This is a genomic window from Pseudoalteromonas sp. MMG033 (assembly GCF_057197785.1).
The window spans coordinates 695,986-719,620 of the sequence record NZ_JBXVAL010000002.1; the positions used below are offsets into that span (position 1 = coordinate 695,986).

Here is a 23,635-nt window from a genome sequence, read left to right on the forward strand (position 1 = left end):
GCGAATAGCCTGCTTAATTCACTACAAAAATGGCAGTATCTGCTACCTGACCATCTTCTGACATTATCTGAAGAGAAGCTTGTTTTACACCCTCTGTAAGATTTGCATCTGTAGGAATACGCATAGTTACTACAACATTACACTCATCATTATTCAGAATAGCTTTACTCTCTTTCTTCTGCGCTTTAATAGGTGAAGGCGCGAGATTATGGATATAAATAGTACTTTCTTCTATTTCCAAAGCATTGATATTATCCACTTCTTTTTGCTCAATTGGACTACCACTCACTTTTTCAAGAGGCAATGTAAGCGTAACTTCGTCCCCTAGGATCACTGGATTATTTTCACTCCCCCCCAACCCCGTTGGGTTTTGCAGTACTATTTGGTCAAAGTGCCAACCCATAACTATTCTCCTTTGTCATTAATTTACATAAATATCGCGCCTTTCATTTTAGCTTGATAAAAGCAATTTGCTTATCTATAGCCTACAGATAAAACTTTATTTATCTGATAAATAGACGACTTTTTTGAAGCGTTTTTATTTTATAAACAACATCAGTACCAATCAATAAAAAAACAAAAGATAAGCAATTTAATCAATGCTTTATCACTACTCACATGGCAAGTTCAAATGATTAAAACCTATTTCTATTGCAACCAAGTACTTAATTACAAGTCACAATTAAGCCAGTCTATTTAAACCATTATGAATAATGACTAAAAGGCAGGCTTATATTATCCATATCATTATTTTCACTCTCTGTTAATTGTGAAAAAATTGCTTAGGTGCAATTCGTAGCATTTAGGTTGCTGTTAAATACACATTGCCATACTATTTCAAGCCCTTACTAACAATAAATACTCGATCTTTTAGGTAAGCTAATTCATGCGGACCTTTAAGTTCTATATAAGCAAATAAACAGTAGGACCATTATGCACAAGTTTTTTGGACTATTTGGGGCCATATTAGGCCTAAGCACGTCATTGTCTGCACAAGAATTTACACAAGGGCGCGAAGTAACAGAGCTACCCGATATCCTCAGCTTTAAAGAGCGCGTAGAGCCGATAAATCATATGGTCACAGATAGGCTCGACAATCTATTACCAAAGCTCATGGATGAAGCCGATTTAGACATGTGGCTCGTCATTAATCGTGAATATGGTGAAGATAAGTTGTTTTATACACTTGTGCCACAGCCCACTTTTGCAGCAAGACGCACAACCTTATTAGTGTTCTCTAAAAAGCCAGATGGCAGCGTAGAGCGATTCAGTGTTAGCCGCTATCCAATTGGGGATCTATACCCTACTGTCTGGAAAGGCGGCAGCAAAGAAGAGCAATGGCAGCGCCTAGCTGAGGTGATTGCTGAGAAAGATCCAAAACGCATTGGTATAAACATCAGTGAAGATTGGGCATTAGCTGATGGCTTAAGTGTTGGCCTGCATAATCAACTGAAAAAGTATTTACCTAGAAAATATGAAAAACGCTTGGTGAGTGCAGAAAACCTGGTAATTAGATGGCTAGAAACAAGAAGTGAAAAAGAGCTTAACGTCTATCCACAGGCTGTTACCATAGCAAGACGCGTGATAGCGGAAGCATTCTCGAATAAAGTGATCACCCCGGGCGTCACCACAACAACAGATGTTGAGTGGTATCTTCGTGAACGTTTTGAAGAGTTGCAGTTGCGACCTTGGTTCCAACCTTATGTGAATATTCAGCGCCGTGGTGATAATCCACCAAAAGATGAAATGTTTATGGGCAAATACAATCGCGTTATATTGCCTGGAGACATTATTCATACCGATGTTGGCATATGTTACTTAAATCAATGTACCGATACGCAAGAGATGGGCTACGTTTTAAAGCTCAATGAAACTGATGTGCCAAAAGGACTGAAAAATGCGATGTCGGTGGGCAATCGCTGGCAAGATATCCTCACAGACAACTTTAAAACTGGGCTAACGGGTAATCAAATTTTGGCCGAGACCATCAAAGATAGCCAAGCTGCTAATATTATCAGTAGTACTTACACGCACCCTCTGGGTTTTGTAGGCCATGCTCCGGGCCCCACAATTGGTATGTGGGATAACCAAGGTCCAACCCCAATTCAAGGTGACTGGAAGCTATATCCAAATACAGTTTATGCAATTGAAGGCAACATTAAGGTGCAGTTGCCAGAATGGGATAACCAATGGATCCAAGTCAAACTAGAACAAGACGCAGTGTTTGATGGTAAACAAGTTTGGTATTTGGCCGGTAGACAAACCAAATGGCATTTAATTAGATAAAGGTTTAACCAAGTCTTTTTAACGACAAACATAAAGCCACTTTATGTGGCTTTATGTTTTATTCACAAACCTTAAAAAGATAAACTTTCTAACCGCGCTAATAATTGATGCTGTTGAGACAAGGCACGCTCGTGCGGCGCAAATTGACTCCCCACCTTTTTTAAACAACGCACTGCTCGCGACAAATGCGCTTGTTCCGTGACAGATAAAGATGTTTTATCCAGTAAAGTACGGATGGTTGTCACCGCCAATTCTTTACTTAAAATATCAAACGGCAACCCCCTTTTCGTACACACACCATAGGTGCCTGCTAAAAAGTGCGGCCACTGCTGCGCAATAAATTCATCAAATGCAATCATGATTTTATTGTCATCCAACCAAAACATATCTTCTGATAATTTGTCTTTTGCTTGATAGAATAACCGAGAAAATTCAGTTAATGCTTCTTGCTGTGTATCATAACCAACGCACTTTTTTAGCCAGCCTGCGTATGCTTTGGGGTAAAAATACACCAGCTGTTGACCAGCCTGGCTGCCAAAATAAGAATGACACGTGAGTGACATAGCTAATTTGTAAGACGCTTTTGGCATGATAGAGCGCATTTGCAGCTGAATGACCTCAGACTCTGACACATTACTGCGGTTCAATAATTCTGAACCGGTATAAAAGTACTCCGTTAAATACTTAATCAGAGCCAAATTGCACGCCGTGCTCTGCATTTTAGACCGCATTTGAAGCCTTCATATTATTCATATCATAATCTCTGATGACATTAGCAACACGTAATCTAAAATCCAAAAACAGCTCAGATTTGCCTATATATTGAGCACGCTTGTGTTCAAATTGGTCTCTCCAGACTAAAAGCGCCTCTTTGTTATTCCAAAATGATAAAGATAAATAGCGATCCGAGTCAGAAACGTTGACAAAGCGTTCAATCGAAATAAAACCTGTTTGCTTAACAAGCAGGTTTTTAAGCTCGGCCGCAATATCAAAATAGGCCTCTTTTCCCTCTGGTTTGAGAGTGACTTCAAATATAACTGCAATCATCTTACATGGCTCCAATTTGCCTTAAAGTGCTCTCAACCCCACTGAGAAAGTAGCGTCTTTCGTGCAAAATAAAACTTTCTTGTAGCGCAAATTCAAAGTTTGTTTGAGCTTGTTCATCAGCGCTTAATCTGAGGCGGTAGGCTTCGTAATCTGCAAGGCTGGCAAATGCAATCAGCCCATAAGCTCGCTTATTGTCCCCTTCGTAAGGCATAAAGTAGCCAATCAACTCACCCCCCAATCTCGGAATAATCTCACCCCAATTTTTCGAGTATTGATTAAACTGCGCTAATTTACTTGGGTCGATTTCGTATTCTATAAAACAGGTCATATACATTGGATTTGCTTCCTTTATTGTTTTGAGGCAGTCTAACGTTTTGAAAATGTTATGCTTCGATGCACATCGAACTATTAAGAAGTTATGGAACCAAATATCTCTCTTGTCGCTGGGTTAATTGCAGATCCTGCTCGCTCAAAAATGTTAATGGCCCTAATGGGTGGAAAAGCTTTGACTGCAACCGAGCTATCAATTGAAGCAGAGATCACTGCGCAAACAGCCAGTAGTCACTTGGGTAAATTAGTCGATGGCGAGCTATTGCAAGTTCGAAAGCAAGGCCGTCATAAGTATTTTCAATTAAAAGGGCAACACATTGCTGTGATGCTAGAGCAGCTATTGGTTATCACCTCCCTATCCAAACCACAGACAACAACAGGCCCAAGTGATCCTAGGTTGCAATTTGCAAGAGTCTGTTACGACCACTTAGCTGGTGAGTTGGGCGTTAAGCTCTATGACGCATTGGTATCTGAGGGCATGCTTCAAGATATGGGGGAGCAGTCTGTACTCACTGAAAAAGGTAAAAAGCACCTTGCTAGCTTAGGCGTTGATGTAGCAGCCCTTGAAAAAGCGAATCGACCTATTTGTAAATCCTGCCTAGATTGGAGTGAAAGAAGAAACCACTTGGCTGGCAGTTTAGGAAAGTTGATATTGGATTTCATATTTGAAAAACAATGGGCAGAAAGAGACTTAGATAGTCGTGCTATTGCATTTTCGGTCAAAGGGCTGAAATCTTTCCACAACACATTTTTAATAAATCCTGATATCCAGAAAAAGAGGCTTTAGCTATGCTTACTTAAAAAAACTGCCCGATCAAGTTAATTGCATTATGAGAAAAAATAGGCATTAGCAGACTACCTGTTCGCTCTCTGAGCCACAAGAATATAAACCCGTAAAACCCTGTCAGTAAAGTATTCAAAGCAGAAAAAGCAACACCGCCATCACTATAAGAAAGGCCATGTAATAAACCAAACAAGATAACAATAGCTACTCCTGCGATATTTATCTCGGCACCAAAAGTATTAATGCGCCCTGATATTATAGCTAAAGAGAGGATATACAATAAAACGCCTCTAAACATAGGCTCTTCATCTAACCCAGGCATAAGAGCTTGATACGCAAGCTCTTCATAATCATATTCAGGACCATCACCAATTATAATTCTCATGAAAATATGAAACAATATACTGAAACTGATCACAATTAATGCGGGTATGACAGATCCTTTTGCTTGCTTTAAAGTAAAACCGGCCTGATTTAATGCAAACCCTAATTTGCAACGTATCAAAACAATAAGCGTTAAAACCCAAAGAATAATAGCTGATAATTTACCTGACCAATTCCATTGCAACCCAGGTATATATTCACGTAATGGGATAAAGTATTTTCCATAAAAGAGCGCAAAAAAGTAGAGGGTTACAAGTGTTAGGAATACACCAGCCCAGCGAACATTAAATTTGCATAACTTAAACTGCGATAAGCCAAACAATAAACATGAAACTATCGCAATATTCATGAAAAGCGATACAAAAAAATCAGGCATCAAAAATACTCCTTGCTCTTTCTCAGCGACGACATAAAAGTTTCATTCCAAACATATTTTTTGCATCTCATTACATTTAAAACAGTAAAAAAACGTTTCAATATACCGCTTTGCCCCTACCACACAATGAGTCTGGCGGAGTAAATATGAAAAAACATGTGGTGGGGATTTATTCGTGCTTCTGTTGTAAATGACTTGATAATAAATAACCGTATCTGATTTTGATACAAAGTAATAGACTGCAATGTAAAATAATTAAAAATTTAATCAAAGAAACTCAACAAGTCACAACAAGCTTTTCACAATTAAGCCATGTCCTACTGTTTCCTTCAAACTTAAGATTAAATCGCGCCTGATATAAGTTAGCTCGCTCAACAAAGGTTATGTTACCCAATAGCACTTTTTTCTTCCGCTAATACAATATCCAACGAGCAATAACGACCTCTTTCAGTGAAAAAGTGTAAATCAGCTAATTTTTTATTCGTTTTGTGATGCAAACTTCACGTTACCCGCGTATATTCCTCGGTTCTATTTCCTTTGTTGATAAAACATTATGCGCAATTATTTATTCTTGGCTTTGTTCGCCCCTTTTTTTGCTCACTCAACCACGATTGAGCTCTCCTATTTAGATGAGTTCATTGTACCTGCAGACTTAAAGGTCGATGGAGACACTGTAGGTGGCTTATCAAGTATCGAATACGCCGATGGCAAATTTTTGATGATAGCGGATGATGCTGACAAACCAAGGTACTTCAGCGCAAGTATTCAAATCAAAGCAAACAAATTTAAAGATGTAAGGTTTGAAAAGTCTGTCCAACTCATTGATAAACATAACCCATCCCTTGTTGCAGATCCCGAAAGCCTGAGAGCACTGCCAAATGATGGCGGTATCGCTTGGAGTAGTGAGGGCAGTATAAAATACAACAAAGCACCAGCTGTGTTTTTGCAAACAAGCGCTGGGCTGACTCAGTTTGAACTACCAGACATGTTTAGTATCAATAAGTTGTCAGGCCCTAGGCATAATGCCGTATTCGAAGGGCTCACAATTGCACCTTCAGGAAAAGGGATGTGGGTATCAATGGAAGGCCCGCTTAAACAAGATGGTAAAAAAGCAACGGTCAAGCATGGCAGTATGCTACGTATTTCTTATTTTGATTTTGCTTCAAAACAAATGCAAAAACAATTTGCTTACTTCCTAGAGCCTATGGTTAATCGACCTGAAGCAAAGCCTGATGCATTTCGCACAACTGGCCTTGTCGAAATTTTACAAATCAATGAGCATCAATTCTTGACCATGGAGCGCTCTTACACCGCTGGTATTCCTGACGGCGGAAATAGCGTTAGTATTTTCCTCATTGATATCAAAGGTGCAACTGATACATCGCAGCTAGCATCATTAAAAACAGGTCAATATCAAGCTGCGAAAAAAACCTTGGTATTGGATATGGAGTCAATCAAACACCAACTGGGTTCAAAACATATCGATAATTTAGAAGGCATGACATTTGGCCCTCAGCTTTCAAATGGAAACCCAAGCTTATTAATGGTGTCTGACAATAATTTCAATATTCACGGTAAGCAGCTTAGTCAGATTTTATTGTTTGAAGTGAATATCAAATAAGTCGAATGAACAAATGATTTGTCAGGCAAGAATGAGCAACTTAACTTTTCTGGCAAATCATAAGCTCTCTGACAAAACGATTCTGTCTTTAGGCTATGCTATTGCCTTACTCTTTATCGCTGCTATTAAGTAACCTCTTTTGACTTAAAAAGTCATAGAGTATGTTCAACCCGAGCAACACAAAGCCAGCTATAAAGCACACTCCGCCAAAATCTAAATATCTAAAGTTGCCATGCATTTCATACTGTTGGTTAAAGTCAGCACCTTTGAGTGTCGGAATTAGAATATCAATAATCCACAGCCCAAAGAATAGACTTGCACCAGCAAATGCCAAGAGCCATGCGTATTTACATATAAATCTAAAAGTAATGTTTTCGACTCGATTTGAGACCTGAAGTGCGACCGGTGAAACCTCAAAAACAGACGCCAGTGCTTTTGTGGTTTCTAACGATGAAGCACCCGTTTTTTCCACTCGTTGAATAGTCCGTACACTTAACCCGCTCGCAGCAGCGAGTTCATCTTGGCTCCAACATTTGGCCATACGCAACTTATAGATTTTTTCTTTGCTCAGCTTCACATCCTGACTCATTTTTGACCATCCTTTAACATGATAATAAAAGGTTATGATACAAACTGTAAGTAAAACTTGTCCTGACAGAGGCCTGCCGTCATCGCGACATTGTCCTGACACAAAAGCGACAACCCTATGAAATAGAGTGTATTATATGAAAAAACCGATTAGTGGCTCTTAAGACGCACGGCTAGAGATTTTCAATCATTTTTGGAACAGTAAAAGCTTAGCGCTTAGACTTACAAAGTACTGTTCGCTTCAGTGGACTCCCCGTCAATAAACTTCAAATTGACCGTTTGTTCGAATGTAAAAAATGGCATCTTCGTCACCATTGTTCGTTATAACATGCTGAAACTCAGTGGTAGACCCAAAGTAACTCCCTTTGCTAAGCGTGATCTTCGTTTGTTCGATAGACTGATATGCAACTCCGCCAGCAATCAATACAGCCCTAAACTCATTGGCTTTACTCGCTATCACGCCACTAAATTTTGCAGGGAGCTTAATCATCACCCCTCTCGTGGCTGCATAACTGCCCCACAGGAAAGCGTGCTCTACCCCAGTCGTTTTAATGTGCTTTATCGTTTGTTGATCAGACCAGACAATATTGTTTTTATGCAGGTTAAGAGGCACTTCACCACTATTAAACGCTTGTTTAGAAGGTTTTACCAAGTAAGGACCTGAATCAATTTCAAGATAAATCATATTGGTATGACCGTTTGCGGCGGTTATGTGCGACTCGCCGGCTGGCTGAGTCCAAAACGACCCTTTGGGCATCCACATTTTTTCAGCACTCGGATCATCATTGTGCAATAGTCCATCAATGACCACGCCACGATACAGGATATTATGAATATGCGGTGGGGACTCAAACCCTTTGTTAAAACGCACCAACATACCTGTCGCAGTATCTTGTGTTCTATCCCCCCATAAATTCACTGCACCAGGGCTCAACTTACCCCGAAGCGGATTAAGATATCCCCGCTCTAAGTTCTCTGTAATAACAACCTCTGACACGCGCGCACTCGCTGAAAGTCCAAGAGGCAGCAATATAAATGAAAAACTGAATAAAACTGAAAAAACTGATCGCATAAAACTACCTAGCATTGACTTTAGTGCAGCTATCTTATGGTAAACCTCAGCGTGGGATAAGCGCATAAACACTATAAACACTTTCAAAAAAAGATAGATAATAACCACACGCATAGCAAATCAATGCTGAGCGCTATGCTTAGCGTGTACTTAACTCACTCTATTTTGTGTTTTTAATTTTGATAAAAGCCAAACTGAAGGAATTAATAGGTTAAGCTGCACAAAAGTTGATGAACAAGATAACTGTCTAATGCCTGTATGAAACAGATATTAGACAGCACTAATCAGCCGTTTATAGCTTGAAAGGAAGTGAAGAGTGGTGAAGGTTAATCTTTACATTACCCTCTTTATCTTTGATATAACCAAATGAATACTCTACTTTGATTTCTTCACCATTTTTCTTCGTAAAGTAGTAATTACCCATCGACATAGCTGAGTCACCATCTGTGATGATCCCTTCATTTTCCCAACGAACCTTAACATAAGGGGCCAATGCAAAGCCTTTATCTTCCGCCAAATCTTGACCTACGAAGTAAGACAATGCCTCTTTTTGAGTGCCTCTAAATTGATCAACTGACGCCAAAGTCGGCTTAAATAATACCTGACCGTCATTAAATGCATAAAACTGCTCTAGGTGCTTAACTGCCGCTTTTTTCGGGTTTTTCGCTTGACCAATTTTTACGATCCCCTCACCCCAGCCTTTTTGCGCAGCTTCTACTTCAACGGTTGTAATTGGCGCAGCTTGCGCACCCACAGACACCAATGACGCAATTGCTAGAGATAATGCAGCTAACTTAATCATGAAACTCTCCTTTTGAATGTTCTTTATTTTTTATCGCTAGTTAAACCTGATCACAATATGTGCAATCAATTTTAAGGGCTCGTTAAACCTATTACCCTAATGCGAGTACCAATTCCTCGCTCAAAAGGACTACAGTAAAAGGCCCAACCATTGTCGTTAAAAATAAGTTATATAACAATTAACTTTGTGTAATATTACAAAGTTTCACGATTAGTGGATTCGAATAAAGAAATGGAGAAAAAACTCTACAAAATTATATAAAAAAGATTCATCTTGGTTGCTCTGTTATGGCAGGCATCAGCAAGTAAGCTCATTAAAGATTAACAGCTTAAGCTATAAAGCCATGAGGTAGATCACCTATAATAAAAACAATGGAGCAAGGGTTGAACAACTAATAATACGCTTACTTGTTTTAGATCCATCTATTGGAAATCATAAAGCCCTAATTCAGTCAATGCGGTAGCTGGTTAAGTATCTTTACGAAGAAACTGAGCGACTTTACAATCTTGTGGGACTCGCTCAACTCGCTGTGCCATATTTTTAGACACAGTCACTAACTCAGCACGCACAGGTAACTGCTTAGGTAATTTGATGTTTTTTACGACCCCAAGGTTATGCAAAGCGTTTAACACCCACCAACCGGGATCCGGTTCATCCTTATAAAGTCCTAACATGGCAGATCCCGGGTAAGCATGGTGATTGTTGTGCCACGCCTCCCCCATCGACAAAAAACCAGCCATCCTGATGTTATGCCCTTGTACTGCGGCTCCTTCAACTTCCCAAGTTTTATCACCTTGATTGTGCGCAAAATACCCAATCAACCAATGGCCACCAACAGATATGACAATCCTTACTGATACACCCCATACGAGCCAAGCTAACTCGCCATAAATATATAAAGGCAGGGCTAAAATTAACTGCTGAAACATCCAAGTTTTTTCGAGCAATTGATAAAACCGACTTTGAGATACGCGCTCTTCTATTTCAAAATTAGGCGGGTTATTTAAGACAAGGTCGCAATTAAGTTGCCACCAAGCGTCTTTTATCATCGTTGAACCATGCAATAAGTAATCATGGCATGCCTTTTGTCTTTGCGCCCAATCTCTAAGATCATGTTGGATCATCATACCTATGGGGCCTGCCATACCGACTAACACACCGAAATAGACAAATAGATACTCCATCCATTTAGGGCACTCATATGCACGATGAATAAGCAATCGATGCATCCCTAGAGAATGTCCAAAGCATAATGTCGTGGCTGTAAGCATAATAAAGATAAGAACTGAAGAAAGTGAGATAACAAAAGGGGCAATAAAAAGGGTTAATGCTAGGTGCGTCAGAAACCAAATAGACTTACTGGCTTCCATTTTACAGAGCCAGCATATGCACTTGTGACATTTTGGGAGTTAACCCTTTGCGTATTCAACATAACACCCTGTAACTCCATCATTGCAATACTGGCCTAACTTTATTTATAACAGCATCTTAAATTTAAGCTCAATGTAAAATTAAACAGCTCGCTACTCCTCTACAGGCTCGCCTTTATCCTTTGCTGTATTGTCGGTGTCGACTGAATCACCTTTGGTCATATACAAATAAATGGCTTCTTCCACTGGCATGGCTTTGAAGTATAAAAATCCCTGCACACACTCAATATGAGACTGCTTTACAACCTTTTCTTCATCAGTTGTTTCCACCCCTTCGGCCACCAGCTTAAAGCCTAATTTAGAGATCATCTCAGACAAGTTGGTATATAACGAAATTGATTTACTGTTTAATTGTTCCGGTAACAAGCTGCGATCTAGCTTGATGGTTTCAATATTTAACTTAGACAAAACAGACAGGCAAGAATATCCAGTACCGAAATCATCCATCGCACAGTCAATTTTATTCTTTTTCAAAGCATCAACTATGGTCACTGTTTTATTAAAGTCTTCAATATAGCTGGACTCGAGCAGCTCCACTTCAACTTGACCTGGGAACTTAGCAAAAGCCTTAATGATCCGACGATACCCGCCAGTTAACAGGTTTTGTGGTGAGATATTAAAACTGATTTTTGGTTTTAGACCATGCTTTGCAAACTGTTCTAAGTCTATTTCTAATTGGTCAATAACGTAGTTATCAATGATGTGTAGTAAGTTATGCTGCTCAAGCGTTTCTAAGAACCACGGGCCAGATACCGTTCCATCTTTATTGGTTAACCTTAAAAGTGCTTCAAAGCCCACAACTTGCTTATTATAAGGATTAATTTTAGGTTGATAGAATAACGTCAAAGCGCCTTGATTTAGTGCCTCGGTCACTTCTTTAAGACTGTGCGCGTTAATTTGCTCTTTTCTTTGTGTGGCGCTAAATGAGCCTTCCGCGCCTTCTTCAATCAAGCGCCCCGCTGTGTAACGCTTCATCAATACGTCAAGCGCTTTACCCGATAAGTTATTATCTCTATTTGCTTTTAAAAATGGAAAATAAATCAATGCATTAATTAACACTAAGCCCACTTGCAACACAATACCTTTCACGCTTTCAGTGAGCAGCCAGCCATTGACAAAGATGGGGGTAAACCATGGAATTTCATCAGCGTATTCCACCGTTACAAAACCACTGTAAAATGCGAAGTATGCAATAGAAGCATTCACCAATGGGCATAGTAAGAAGGGCAATAAAATATAAGGATTAAACACAATCGGCAAGGCATAGATCATGACTTCACTGATGTTAAATAACGCAAGTGGAGAAGAAATAGCAGCAATGCGCTTTTCATGTTGGCCATTTTTTAAAAACATCGCCGCAACAATCAAGCCCCAAAGGCACCCAGTGCCACCTAAAATCACAAAGCCAGTAAAAAAGTTATAGCTGATCAACTCCGGTAACACGAAGTAGCCTGTCAGTTCACTCGATACAAGTAGCTGGTACGTGTTATCACCATGAACACCAATAAACCACAACAAATGAGAAATAATAAGTTGCATCGACAACTTTTCAAATACATTCCAATGCGGGTTAAGGGTTTTCAGTACCTCTACAATGGCTTCGGCGGCTAAATCAATATAAGGAAAAAGCAGTAACACCACGCTTGTGACAATGAGGTAAGGTAAGATTAAATTTAAATGCTTACGTAAAAATAGACTGATTGAGCTCACACCAACTAGGCGAAAAACCCGCAAACTTTCCAAATAAGACAGGAAATAGCAACAAACAACAGGCATCAGTAACGAATATAAAGCGCCCATGCGATGGTTAATGGCCAAATCTCCATCAGAAATGGTGATGTAACCAGTTGTTGCTGTGAAGCAAGTAAAAACTAATATGGGACTAGCAATTGAGTGGACTTTTAAGTTTTTAGATAAGTAGTAGCTAAAGGACATCAAGGTTAATACAGGGAATATCCCCCATACCAATACATTAAAGTCTTCTAAAAACTGATGCTCAACCCCCTTCATGGAAATATTAAGCCATTGATTGATGAGTGTGATAAGCGAAGCAACGATGAAAAATGGAATTAACGCAATATAGCCTTCACGCAGTGAAAGTATCACTGTGTTTGAAGAGATTTTAAATGCATATTGGTTAAATTTATTAAGCAACGTTCTTGTCACAACTATGTTTTTCTTTTTACATTACCCCAATAAATTTAGATTACAATCGGTTCTTGCATTTTTTTACTGAAAATAATTCAACCTGATCAAGCGTATATATCAACACCAATGAGAGATTGAATTTCGGAACGTCTATTTTCGTTTTGTACGAAGGAATAAGCTTGAACAGCTTTGTTTGAATTGAAGGTAGGTTGGTCATAGATGACCGAGCGCTTGTCTTGTTGAAACTGCTCGGCCAACTTAATGCCTTGAGGGCTGAATTTTATATCGCTAACTGGGCTAGCAATATCATTAGAGCGCGCATTCTCCTGAGTTTTAACCACTTTGGAGTTAAATTGATAAGTGTCCTGATTTTGAACAACTTGATTAATCCGCATTACACGCGCCTATATTTGTGCCTAATATAAGAATAGTGCTTTATTCTCTACCTGGCAACTTCTTCCAAGTAACGGTATCCCTTACATAGTGAGGCTGTGCATCCTGTGCCGCAACTGTATCACCATGGGTAAAGCCAATATCACCAATCGCCAGCATATATTGCGCATTAGGCAGCGAAACTGAATCAATGACAGATACATTTAAGCGTTTAGCATCATCAGCATAAGTCTGCCACCCAGTGCCGACACCTTTTACCCCATTAAAATCTTCGTTGATGGTATCAGGCTTAATCACAATTTCGTCTTGTTTAGCAACCGCATTTCCCTGCTCGTCTGTACCAAAGTGACCAAGGTAAATCTCGCCCATACGCGCATCTATGGCACTGACGACTTCTTTGCAGTCTTGTGTTTGCAATGCTTCTTGCGCCATCGCCTGTAAAGTAGACACGCCATGTAATTTCAACCCTGCTGAGTAAGCAAGACCTTGTGCTACTGCCACACCTATTCGAACACCAGTAAAACTACCCGGGCCACGACCATAAACAATGCCGTCTAAGTCTTTTAATGAGCAATTTGCTTCAGATAATAACGCATCTACAAGTGGCAGAATTTTCTGACTGTGTTGCTGTGGACACACTTCAAAGTGAGTAAAAGTGTTACCTTTAAAGTGAAGGGCAAGGCTCAAAGCTTCTGTAGAAGCATCTATTGCTAGCAAATTATGTTTCATGTTTATCGATGTTCTCTAAAAAATTCAATGCCTTCTCCAAATCTCGCGTACGCGTCATTGGTGGAAGACTTTTAATAAACGTTTCGCCGTATTTTCTCGTAACTAAACGATTATCGCAAATGATAAGCACGCCTTTATCAGATCTATCTCGGATCAAGCGCCCTACACCTTGCTTGAGTGCAATGACTGCCTGTGGTAATTGAATGTCCTCAAAAGGCTCTTTACCGCTGAGCTCAGCGTCTTTCATTTTAGCTTGTAACAGTGGATCATCAGGAGAAGTGAAAGGCAGCTTATCGATGACAACACAACTCAAAGCATCGCCTCGTACATCCACCCCTTCCCAAAACGAGGCGGTACCAAGCAAAACAGCGTTACCATGACGAATAAACTGCTCAAGTATAATGCGCTTTGACGACTGGCCTTGCATAAAGACGGGGTACTCAGTCGCAGTACTGATCCCTTCATATACCAGATGCATAACACGATAACTAGTAAAGAGTAAAAATGTTCGCCCCTCGGCCGCATTGATAACTGACTTTGCTATTTTAACCAAAGAGTGCGGCATGAGTTCGTCTTTGGTCTCAGGTAAATACCTAGGTAAACACAATAATGCTTGCTTTTGATAATCAAACGGACTGTCTACAATTTTGTGAAAATCCGGTTTTAGACCAAGGCTTGCATTAAAATGATCAAGCTTATTGTCAACCGACAGCGTCGCTGAGGTAAAAACAAAACCAGCCTCTGTTTTTTTAACTAATTCCTGAAAACGGTTTGATACATCCAGTGGGGTAATGTGAATAGTTACAAATCTACGTGTGGTTTCAAACCAGTAACTATACCCAGTTTGAGCAACATCAAACGCCCGCTCCATTTGTCCTTTAAACGCCAATACACGCTCAAATGGGTGCTCAATTTTGTCACTTCGATCAAGGCAAAGTTTGAGCACTTTATACAAAAAATCTAAATTGCCAATCACTCGGTGCAGCGCTTCACAAATTACTTTATCTTTAAGCGCCTCCCGCCAATCTCCACGGGCGCCATCACCGCCAAATACTAGCCTTAAATCAGCAATACTGGTGGTTAACTTATTGAGTGTTTTACCCAATTGCAGCATATCTGGCATATCACTCAGATAAATAACACGAATATCATTGACTAAATCATTGAGCTGCTTAGTACTGATTGATTCGCCAAAGTAATCGCTCGCAATCTCATTAACCTGATGTGCTTCATCAAAAACATAGGTATCGGCAGTTGGCATCAACTCGGCAAAGCCAGAATCCTTAACCGCCATATCAGCAAAGAATAAATGATGATTTATCACCACTAAGTCGGCTTCCATGGCTTTTAGGCGAGCTTTACGTATATAGCACTCAGAAAAATCTGGGCACTCTTTCCCTAAACAGTTATCTGCGGTGGAACTGACATAAGGTAAGACTTTGGCATCTTCCTCTATACCAACGCAATCAGCCAGATCACCACTTTGCGTTTCTGTTGCAAACTTGGCAACCATTGCAAGTTGATGCATGACGTCAGGATCGTCTGTTGGCACATGAGCAACATGTTGATTTAAGCGATAAGTGCACAAGTAGTTTGCACGACCTTTAAGCAGTGCTGTTTTTCGCCCTTTGCCCAGCGCCTTTAAGAGATTTGGTAAATCCCTGTGATAAAGCTGCTCTTGAAGGGCCTTAGATCCAGTTGAAATGACAATTTTTTTGGTATTTATTAGTGCAGGAACAAGGTACGCGAATGTTTTACCAGTACCGGTACCAGCTTCTACCACGCATTGACCACCGTTTTTGACTATATCGTCAATCGCAATAGCCATTTCAATTTGAGGTTGTCTTGGTTGGTACCCACTAAAATGATTCGCAAGTGGACCGGTCTTTGAGAAGTACTGTTCTATGGACAAAGAAAAATATTACCTGACTAAATAACTCAGGCAATTCTAATTTTAAATCAAAGCGAGAGCAAGGTGCCCAACAAACTCTGCCGTTATTTTTCTTTTAAATTAAACACGTTTTACCCAGCCTTTATGACTAAACTAAGCCCAAGTATCCAGATGTTTTTCATCATCTGAGCTGTGACTATTTTCATCGTCCTCATCTGGGGGCAGCTCCCGCTGATGTTTTAATTCACTGTCTACACTATTAGTCTGAGATTTACCTTTGATCTTTTCCGCTTTGTTATCGAGCACACCAACAATTTTAAACGGACCATTATGCGCAACTTTTAATCGTACGATAGGCGCCATGTAAGGTTTAAAAACATCCATAAGCTTATCCTCCTAAGAAATAAACCACTGACCTATATACTTATTATCGGCAGCTATAATGTATTCTTTATTTATTTTCAAAAAGTACTTGCATGCTTTGGCAATTTCATGATTATCTATAAAAAGTTAATCGAATTACAGAAAAATTTACAACTAGGTAAGAACATGTTTTTAAATCTGACAGCAGTACATCATCACCATCATACATCGGGATAGCCTGTCAGGTATTTCGCTGGTGGGTTATTCCTAAAAGGAACCTCCGGCGAATCATTCAACGTATTTAAAATTTATTTCGCCCTGAGGTTCCCTCGGGGTTTTTCGTTTTTGAATATTAGGAAATAAATTATGAATACATCTAATCGCTTACGTATCGCAATCCAAAAATCAGGCAGATTGTCAAAAGACTGCCAATCCTTATTAAAACAACTCGGCGTTAAGCTGAATTTACGTGAACAACGTCTAATCGCGCACTCAACAAATATGCCAATCGATGTACTTCGTGTCCGTGATGACGACATTCCCGGCTTGGTAATGGACGGCGTATGTGATTTAGGCATTGTTGGTGAAAACGTACTGGTAGAAACGCAAGCAGAACGAGCGCGCGCAGGCCAACCCAACGCAGTTAAAAAACTGTCGAAACTTGATTTTGGTTATTGCAGGCTGGCACTTGCTTGGCCACAGGAGTTAGGTGAACAATCAAAAGACTGGTTTAACGGTAAACGCATTGCCACCACCTACCCTGAAATCCTTAAGCAATATCTTGTTAAAGAAAATATCGATGCCAGCGTGGTTATGCTGACGGGTTCAGTTGAAGTTGCACCACGTGCAGGCCTTGCAGATGCAATTTGCGACCTAGTATCAACAGGTGCAACACTCGAAGCAAACGGCTTAATGCAAGGTGATACCATTTTAGAGTCAAACGCATGTTTAATCCAAAATGCGAACCTGAATGACGACAGTAAGCTCTCATTAATTAACAAATTACTACCACGCTTAAAAGGCGTTCGCCAAGCCAAAGAAAGCAAGTACATCATGCTGCACGCACCAAAAGCAAAACTTGAAGAGGTATGCGCACTATTACCTGGCACTGGTCAACCAACGCTGTTATCACTTGCAGGCAGTGAAGATTATGTTGCCCTACACATGGTGAGCAGCGAAACATTGTTCTGGGAAACCATGGAAGAGCTAAAAGCGTTAGGTGCGAACTCTATCCTCGTCATGCCAATCGAAAAAATGATGGAGTAAATTATGCTAGTTTGGGATCAACTTGACCAACAAGCACAGCAAGCAATACTCACTCGCCCTGCCGTTAGTGCAGGTGCGGGAGTGCAAGTAGCAGTCGAAGGCATCATTGACAGCGTGCGTCAAAAAGGCGACCAAGCACTACTGGAAATGGCCAAACAGTTTGATAACCGCCAATCAGATAGACTACGAGTACCTGAAGATGAAATCACACAAAGTGAATTTCAGCTCAGCAATGAGCTAAAAAGCGCCATCGATCAAGCTTACAATAACGTACGCGCATTTCACGAGCTTCAACTACCTGAGCCTAAACAGCTTGAAACGCAGCCCGGCGTGGTATGCGAGCTAAAATATCAGGCCATTGAAGCTGTTGGGATTTACGTACCGGGCGGGAGTGCACCTTTGCCTTCTTCTGTGTTAATGCAAGGTGTATGTGCGCAGCTAAGCGGCGCAAAAACCGTGGTGCTCGCAACCCCAGTGAAAGGTGAAGAGCCGATCCACCCTGCTATTTTATATGCAGCAAAAAAATGCGGCATAAATACCATCATAGAAAGCGGTGGTGCCGGTGTGATAGCAGCCATGGCACTGGGTACTGAGAGTGTACCAAAAGTGGATAAGGTGTTTGGTCCAGGTAATGCGTTTGTCACCATGGCAAAGCAACTGTTATCCCAGTCTGTCCCTGGCTTTGCTATCGACATGCCAGCAGGTCCTTCAGAAGTACTGGTCATCGCAGATGAAAACGCTAACCCCGCTTTTGCTGCAGCTGATTTACTATCACAAGCTGAGCACGGCGCTGACTCTCAAGTATTACTACTCAGTGATAGTGAAGCCTTTATCACTGAAGTAGAAGCTGAAATCACAAGGCAACTGGCTGAGTTATCTCGAGCTGAAATCGCAAAACAAGCCATGAACAACAGTGCGCTGGTCTTAGTTGAATCAATCGATAAAGCCTTTGAATTATCAGCTGAATATGGTCCAGAGCACTTAATACTGCAATTAAGAGATGCGCAATCTCGTGTTGATTTGGTGAAGAACGCAGGCTCTGTTTTTGTCGGCGACTACACACCAGAGTCAGCTGGCGACTATGCATCAGGAACCAACCACGTACTACCAACGTATGGTTACTCTAAAACTTATTCCAGTTTAAATTTAATGGACTTTTTTAGAACCTATACCGTTCAGTCAATCACTAAACAGGGCTTGTCTGATTTAAGTAAGGCTATCTTGCCGTTAGCAGAAGCCGAAGGACTTGATGCACACGCCAATGCCGTTGCAATTAGATTAAATGGTGGAACACAATAATGGCTACTTCATTGCTACCAAAAAATATCGAGAGCTTGAAAGCATATAGCTCAGCAAAGAGTGAAAAGCTCACAGGAAATACCTGGCTAAATGCCAACGAGAGTCCATTTAGTAAAAGCATTGAGGTTTCTATTGATGATTTAAATCGCTACCCAGAGCCTCAACCAGAATCCGTAATTAATGCATATAGTGAGTATACTCAATTGTCGCCAACTCAGGTGTTGATGACCCGAGGTGCCGATGAAGGCATTGAGCTATTAATGCGCACATTTTGTGAACCAGCCAAAGACAGTATCGCCATTTTCACACCGACTTACGGTATGTACAAAGTCTCAGCTGATACACAAAACATTGCCATTAATGCGCTGTCGCAAGATCAATTGAAAGAAGAAAAAATCAGCGAACTAAGCGCACTAATCGGCGATGCTAAACTGGTGTTTGTTTGTAATCCAAATAACCCAACTGGCAGCTTAACTCCGGTAGATAGAGTTGCAGCGCTCGCCAAAGCACTTGAAAACTCTGCACTGGTCGTCGTGGACGAAGCGTATATTGAGTTTGCGCCAGAGCAAAGTGCGGTGTCTTTACTTCAAGATTTCAATAATGTCGTAGTACTAAGAACCCTTTCTAAAGCTTTTGCGTTAGCAGGGCTTAGAACAGGCTTCTTGTTGGCCAATGATGCGGTATTAAACCCTGTACGCAAAGTCATCGCCCCCTACCCGGTATCAACCGCAGTGGCAAAAATAGCAGAACAGGCGCTGTCTGTAGATGCAATCACGCAAATGCGCAGACAGGTCAATATTTTAAATAGTAATAAAGCCAAACTAAAAACATGGCTTAGTAACTCACCAAAAGTCACTCAGGTTCTTTGCGGTGAGGGCAACTTTGTCACGCTGCAGTTAGGTGACAAAACACTTATCGAACAAGCAATGAAAGTCGGCACCATTATGCGCCCGTTTACACTATTTGGTGAAGACAACTGGCTAAGAATATCAATCGGCAGCGAGCAAGAATTAGAACAAGTCAAACTTTGGCTAGAGCAAAGCGAGTAAGGAAGTAAAATGAGTACGCCATATCTATTCATCGACCGTGATGGCACATTAATCGAAGAACCAGTCTCAGACAAGCAGGTAGATAGCCTAGAAAAATTAGCCCTTCTACCTAATGTGATCCCAGCAATGCTGGCACTGCAAAGCGCAGGATACCGTCTTGTCATGGTGTCTAATCAAGACGGTTTGGGCACAGACAGTTTTCCTGAAGAAGACTTTGCCGCACCGCACAACAAAATGATGGAAATCTTCTCATCACAAGGCATTAAGTTTGACGAAGTACTGATTTGTCCGCACTTTGACGAAGACAACTGTGATTGCCGCAAGCCAAAAACCGGTCTACTCACCTCTATTATGCGCTCAGGTAAAGTCGACCTCGCTCGCTCTTATGTGATTGGGGATCGCCAAACAGACATCCAACTTGCGCAAAACCTGTGTATTCAAGGCATATTGTACGACGGTGATTGGAACAAAATTGTCACCGAGCTGACCACGCAAAACCGTCAAGCCAGTGTGATCAGAAATACTAAAGAGACGCAAATCTCCGTTGCAGCAAATCTAGACCAGACCGCCAATGGCGAAATAAATACAGGCCTTGGCTTTTTCGATCACATGCTTGATCAGATCCGTACCCACGCCAATATTGGTCTAGAAATTAAAGCAAAGGGCGACCTACACATAGATGAGCACCACTTAGTCGAAGATGTCGGTATCGCGCTTGGGCAAGTATTACGAGAAGCACTTGGTACTAAATCACAAATCGCACGATACGGTTTTGCCTTGCCGATGGATGAATGCAAGGCGGAGTGCCAATTAGATTTATCAGGTCGCGCATCATTTGTACTCAATGCCAACTTTAGTCGTGAAAATGTTGGTGACTTAGATGTGCAAATGGTCGAGCACTTTTTTAAATCGCTATCGGATAATGCCCAAGTAAGCCTGATATTAAGTGTTTCAGACGGTAACTGCCACCACCAAGTTGAAGGCTTATTCAAGGCATTTTCTCGCGCTTTAAGAATGGCCATAGCCAAAGATGCGTCTCAACTTACTGCTAGCTCAAAGGGGTGTTTATGATAGCCATAATTAATACCGGGTGCGCCAATATCAACTCTGTTCGCTTTGCTTTCGAGCGTTTGGGCGTGACACCTGAAGTGTTATCTGATCCAAATCAGTTAGCTAAGTTTGACCGCGCTGTCCTCCCGGGTGTTGGCCATGCCAATGTCGCCATCAAACGCTTGAACGAGCAAGGCTGGAAAGACGCCATTAACGCTTACCAAAGACCCCTCATGGGCATTTGCTTAGGTATGCAAATGCTTTGTGATTACAGTGAAGAAGGTGATGTCACGGGTCTTGGGATCATCGATGGCAGCATTAAAGCACTGCAAACCGGTGACTTAACGAGTCCACACATGGGTTGGAACAATATCAATGTCACCAAGGCACACCCTTTAACGCAAGGGATCAGCAATGATGATCAGGTTTATTTTGTGCACAGTTTTGCACATGAACTCAATGACACAACCCTAGCAAGCTGCGAGTACGGGCAGGCATTTTCTGCCATCATCGCTAAAGATAACTACGCAGGCATGCAATTTCACCCTGAAAAAAGCGCCAAAGTGGGCGCACAGCTTTTAACTAATTTTATGCAATGGCAAGTTTAATAAAGGAACGAACATGATAATTCCAGCACTCGATGTTTTAGATAGCCAAATTGTTCGCCTCTATCAGGGCAAATACGATACAGCGCAATTTTACCCGTTTGACTTGCAAACTCGCCTACATGAATACCAAGATGCAGGGGCAATCAAATTACACCTTGTTGATTTAGAGGGCGCGCGCGACCCGAGTAAAAAGCAGTGGCAACAAATTCAAGCTGCTACGAGCAAACTTGATACACCATACCAAGTAGGTGGTGGGATCCGCGCTTATGAAGATATAAAACAATGGCTTAAAGCAGGTGCAAACCAAGTGGTTATTGGGTCATTAGCCGTCGACCAAAAAGAGCAACTGGCTCAGTGGATCCAAGAGTTTGGCGCTGAACGTTTTGTCATCGCATTAGATGTAAATAAAACCACAGATGGATGGTCTGTGGCTACGCACGGCTGGCAAAGCGACTCTAGCGTGTCATTATTTGAGTTAATCGACTTTTATTTGGCATTAGGCGTGTACGACTTCTTGTGTACGGATATAAGTAAAGACGGCACAATGACCGGCCCTTCGTTTGAACTGTATCAGCAAATTGTGCAATACAGTCCAGCTGCAAAAGTACAAGCTTCTGGTGGTGTAAGCTCATTAGACGACATCAAACAGCTAATTGAAATTGGCGTCACAGGCATCATCTTAGGTAAATCCTTATTAGATGACGCATTTACTGTTGAGGAGGCAATTGCATGTTATCGAAACGCATAATCCCCTGCCTTGATGTGAAAAATGGCCAAGTCGTTAAAGGGATCAAGTTTAAACAGCACGAAGTCGTTGGCGATATTATTGAGCTTGCCAAGCTATATAGTGAGCAAGGCGCTGACGAGCTGGTTTTTTATGAGATCAGTGCCAGCGTCGAAAAGCGCTTACTTGATTTAACTTGGGTCAGAGACATCGCCAAAAATATCGATATTCCTTTTTGTGTTGCCGGTGGTATTAAATCCGTGGCAGATGCCGCAAAAGTGTTAGAGCAAGGCGCTGATAAAATTTCAATCAATAGCCCTGCTATTGCAAGACCTGAACTTATCAAAGAACTACATGACGAGTTCGGCAAACAATGCGTGGTTGTGGGCGTTGACAGTTTTTACGATGATAAAAGTGGTGAGTATTTAGTATACCAGCTAACCGGCGACCCAGACGCAGCCAGTCAAACACGCTATAAAACCCAAGAATGGATCCAGCGAGTGCAGGATTTAGGCGCTGGTGAAATTGTACTAAATTGCATGAACCAAGATGGTGTACGCAAAGGCTATGATTTATCTCAACTAAGTGAAATGAGAGCACTTTGTGACATTCCTCTCATTGCATCAGGTGGTGCAGGAAAAGAGCAAGATTTTGTGGACGTATTTAAACAAGCCAATGTGGATGGTGCATTGGCAGCCAGTGTTTTCCACAAACAAGTTATTGAAATACCGAAGCTAAAGCAATATTTAAAAGATAATAAGGTAGCGACAAGATTATGAAATTAACGCCGGACAACATCAGCAAAGTTGACTTTGGTAAATCAGAGTTAATTCCTGCCATCGTACAAGATTACGCAACTGGCGTGATCTTGATGCAAGGCTTCATGAACTTGGAAGCGCTACAAGTGACTTTTGAGAAAAAGCTTGTCACTTTTTACTCACGATCTAAATCTCGATTGTGGACTAAAGGTGAGTCATCAAATAATGTGCTTAAACTTGTTGAAGCGCACACTGACTGCGACAAAGACAGCATTTTAATTCTTGCAAATCCAGCCGGGCCAACTTGCCATTTAGGTACTGAAAGCTGCTTTGAAGATGCCAAACCAGATCTTGCCTTTTTAGGTACTTTAGAAAAAGTCATCAAAGAGCGCAAAAACGCCGACCCTGAATCGAGCTACACAGCATCACTCTTCGCAAAAGACTTAAGTCGTAGCTGTCAAAAAGTTGGGGAAGAAGGTGTAGAAGTGGCTCTCGCGGCCATGAAGCAAGATAAAGAAGAATTGCTTAACGAATCTGCAGATTTAATTTACCACTTGTTAGTACTTTTACAACGAACTGATCTCAACTTTTCTCAAGTTGTCGAGACATTAGCCAAAAGGCACCAATAACCTACCTC

Annotated in this window: 25 protein-coding genes; 11 read left to right on the forward strand and 14 right to left on the reverse strand. The window is 41.1% G+C overall.

All coding sequences use genetic code 11. The features are described from left to right. Positions 1–13: 13 nt before the first annotated feature. Complete coding sequence (locus tag AC2CZC_RS24120) at positions 14–403, reverse strand: hypothetical protein (protein WP_484584936.1); 390 nt, start codon at positions 401–403, stop codon at positions 14–16. Between the two features lie 530 nt (positions 404–933). Here AC2CZC_RS24120 and AC2CZC_RS24125 point away from each other — a divergent pair. Beyond that, entirely contained in the window at positions 934–2,286 is a 1,353-nt protein-coding gene (locus AC2CZC_RS24125) for a M24 family metallopeptidase (RefSeq protein ID WP_484584937.1), read from the forward strand. Between the two features lie 71 nt (positions 2,287–2,357). On the opposite strand, the gene AC2CZC_RS24130 is transcribed toward AC2CZC_RS24125, so the two are convergent. From AC2CZC_RS24130 to AC2CZC_RS24140, 3 genes are read right to left on the reverse strand one after another with little or no spacing between them, the layout of a single operon-like run. Next, positions 2,358–3,017 (reverse strand): DUF6058 family natural product biosynthesis protein, encoded by a 660-nt coding sequence (locus tag AC2CZC_RS24130; protein ID WP_484584938.1) that lies wholly within the window; start codon positions 3,015–3,017, stop codon positions 2,358–2,360. Continuing rightward, complete coding sequence (locus tag AC2CZC_RS24135) at positions 3,007–3,333, reverse strand: antibiotic biosynthesis monooxygenase family protein (protein ID WP_484584939.1); 327 nt, start codon at positions 3,331–3,333, stop codon at positions 3,007–3,009. Before AC2CZC_RS24135 ends, AC2CZC_RS24130 begins: the two co-directional genes overlap by 11 nt. A 1-nt stretch (position 3,334) precedes the next feature. Beyond that, positions 3,335–3,667: an NIPSNAP family protein gene (locus AC2CZC_RS24140; RefSeq protein WP_484584940.1), complete on the reverse strand. Its 333-nt coding sequence runs from the start codon at positions 3,665–3,667 to the stop codon at positions 3,335–3,337. A gap of 84 nt (positions 3,668–3,751) precedes the next feature. Between AC2CZC_RS24140 and AC2CZC_RS24145 the strand changes: the two genes are divergently transcribed. Continuing rightward, positions 3,752–4,450 (forward strand): ArsR/SmtB family transcription factor, encoded by a 699-nt coding sequence (locus AC2CZC_RS24145; protein WP_484584941.1) that lies wholly within the window; start codon positions 3,752–3,754, stop codon positions 4,448–4,450. A 10-nt stretch (positions 4,451–4,460) separates the two neighbouring features. Here AC2CZC_RS24145 and AC2CZC_RS24150 read toward each other — a convergent pair whose 3' ends face one another. Then, positions 4,461–5,207, reverse strand: a complete 747-nt coding sequence (locus AC2CZC_RS24150; RefSeq protein WP_484584942.1) for a CPBP family intramembrane glutamic endopeptidase — start codon at positions 5,205–5,207, stop codon at positions 4,461–4,463. Between the two features lie 553 nt (positions 5,208–5,760). On the opposite strand from AC2CZC_RS24150, the gene AC2CZC_RS24155 reads away from it, so the two are divergent. Beyond that, positions 5,761–6,828: an esterase-like activity of phytase family protein gene (locus tag AC2CZC_RS24155; protein ID WP_484584943.1), complete on the forward strand. Its 1,068-nt coding sequence runs from the start codon at positions 5,761–5,763 to the stop codon at positions 6,826–6,828. Between the two features lie 106 nt (positions 6,829–6,934). On the opposite strand, the gene AC2CZC_RS24160 is transcribed toward AC2CZC_RS24155, so the two are convergent. From AC2CZC_RS24160 to AC2CZC_RS24200, 9 genes are all read right to left on the reverse strand, one after another. Then, positions 6,935–7,417, reverse strand: coding sequence for a helix-turn-helix domain-containing protein (locus tag AC2CZC_RS24160; RefSeq protein ID WP_484584944.1), 483 nt, complete (start codon positions 7,415–7,417; stop codon positions 6,935–6,937). A gap of 255 nt (positions 7,418–7,672) precedes the next feature. Continuing rightward, positions 7,673–8,488: a DUF4437 domain-containing protein gene (locus AC2CZC_RS24165; RefSeq protein ID WP_484584945.1), complete on the reverse strand. Its 816-nt coding sequence runs from the start codon at positions 8,486–8,488 to the stop codon at positions 7,673–7,675. A gap of 292 nt (positions 8,489–8,780) precedes the next feature. Next, complete coding sequence (locus AC2CZC_RS24170) at positions 8,781–9,290, reverse strand: phosphoribosyl-AMP cyclohydrolase (RefSeq protein ID WP_196760633.1); 510 nt, start codon at positions 9,288–9,290, stop codon at positions 8,781–8,783. Positions 9,291–9,757: 467 nt separating this feature from the next. Next, positions 9,758–10,519, reverse strand: coding sequence for an acyl-CoA desaturase (locus AC2CZC_RS24175; protein ID WP_484585773.1), 762 nt, complete (start codon positions 10,517–10,519; stop codon positions 9,758–9,760). Between the two features lie 294 nt (positions 10,520–10,813). Continuing rightward, positions 10,814–12,886, reverse strand: coding sequence for an EAL domain-containing protein (locus AC2CZC_RS24180; protein WP_484584946.1), 2,073 nt, complete (start codon positions 12,884–12,886; stop codon positions 10,814–10,816). An 86-nt stretch (positions 12,887–12,972) separates the two neighbouring features. Continuing rightward, a complete protein-coding gene (locus AC2CZC_RS24185; RefSeq protein WP_484584947.1) occupies positions 12,973–13,263 on the reverse strand; it encodes a hypothetical protein in 291 nt (96 codons plus the stop codon). A gap of 40 nt (positions 13,264–13,303) precedes the next feature. Then, entirely contained in the window at positions 13,304–13,990 is a 687-nt protein-coding gene (tsaB, locus tag AC2CZC_RS24190; protein ID WP_484584948.1) for a tRNA (adenosine(37)-N6)-threonylcarbamoyltransferase complex dimerization subunit type 1 TsaB, read from the reverse strand. Then, the gene (yoaA, locus tag AC2CZC_RS24195; protein ID WP_484584949.1) at positions 13,980–15,902 is read right to left on the reverse strand and encodes a DNA repair helicase YoaA; all 1,923 of its coding nucleotides are present in this window, start codon (positions 15,900–15,902) and stop codon (positions 13,980–13,982) included. Before yoaA ends, tsaB begins: the two co-directional genes overlap by 11 nt. A 132-nt stretch (positions 15,903–16,034) precedes the next feature. Further along, positions 16,035–16,265: a hypothetical protein gene (locus AC2CZC_RS24200; RefSeq protein ID WP_039610380.1), complete on the reverse strand. Its 231-nt coding sequence runs from the start codon at positions 16,263–16,265 to the stop codon at positions 16,035–16,037. Positions 16,266–16,610: 345 nt separating this feature from the next. Here AC2CZC_RS24200 and hisG point away from each other — a divergent pair, with 345 nt between their 5' ends. The 8 genes from hisG to hisIE are packed head-to-tail and all read left to right on the forward strand — an operon-like array spanning position 16,611 to position 23,627. Continuing rightward, complete coding sequence (gene hisG / locus AC2CZC_RS24205) at positions 16,611–17,510, forward strand: ATP phosphoribosyltransferase (protein ID WP_484584950.1); 900 nt, start codon at positions 16,611–16,613, stop codon at positions 17,508–17,510. A 3-nt stretch (positions 17,511–17,513) separates the two neighbouring features. Next, positions 17,514–18,809 (forward strand): histidinol dehydrogenase, encoded by a 1,296-nt coding sequence (gene hisD / locus AC2CZC_RS24210; RefSeq protein WP_484584951.1) that lies wholly within the window; start codon positions 17,514–17,516, stop codon positions 18,807–18,809. Next, positions 18,809–19,858 carry a histidinol-phosphate transaminase gene (gene hisC, locus AC2CZC_RS24215; RefSeq protein ID WP_484584952.1) on the forward strand — a complete coding sequence of 350 codons (1,050 nt, stop codon included), beginning with the start codon at positions 18,809–18,811 and terminating at the stop codon, positions 19,856–19,858. Before hisD ends, hisC begins: the two co-directional genes overlap by 1 nt. A 9-nt stretch (positions 19,859–19,867) precedes the next feature. Next, positions 19,868–20,929 (forward strand): bifunctional histidinol-phosphatase/imidazoleglycerol-phosphate dehydratase HisB, encoded by a 1,062-nt coding sequence (hisB, locus tag AC2CZC_RS24220; protein ID WP_484584953.1) that lies wholly within the window; start codon positions 19,868–19,870, stop codon positions 20,927–20,929. Then, positions 20,926–21,516: an imidazole glycerol phosphate synthase subunit HisH gene (gene hisH, locus AC2CZC_RS24225; RefSeq protein WP_063363734.1), complete on the forward strand. Its 591-nt coding sequence runs from the start codon at positions 20,926–20,928 to the stop codon at positions 21,514–21,516. Before hisB ends, hisH begins: the two co-directional genes overlap by 4 nt. A 13-nt stretch (positions 21,517–21,529) precedes the next feature. Next, positions 21,530–22,264 (forward strand): 1-(5-phosphoribosyl)-5-[(5-phosphoribosylamino)methylideneamino] imidazole-4-carboxamide isomerase, encoded by a 735-nt coding sequence (locus tag AC2CZC_RS24230; RefSeq protein WP_484584954.1) that lies wholly within the window; start codon positions 21,530–21,532, stop codon positions 22,262–22,264. After that, the gene (gene hisF / locus AC2CZC_RS24235) at positions 22,246–23,019 is read left to right on the forward strand and encodes an imidazole glycerol phosphate synthase subunit HisF (protein WP_484584955.1); all 774 of its coding nucleotides are present in this window, start codon (positions 22,246–22,248) and stop codon (positions 23,017–23,019) included. The genes AC2CZC_RS24230 and hisF overlap by 19 nt, the downstream gene beginning before the upstream one ends. Then, a complete protein-coding gene (gene hisIE, locus AC2CZC_RS24240; protein WP_484584956.1) occupies positions 23,016–23,627 on the forward strand; it encodes a bifunctional phosphoribosyl-AMP cyclohydrolase/phosphoribosyl-ATP diphosphatase HisIE in 612 nt (203 codons plus the stop codon). The genes hisF and hisIE overlap by 4 nt, the downstream gene beginning before the upstream one ends. The last annotated feature ends 8 nt before the right edge of the window (positions 23,628–23,635 follow it).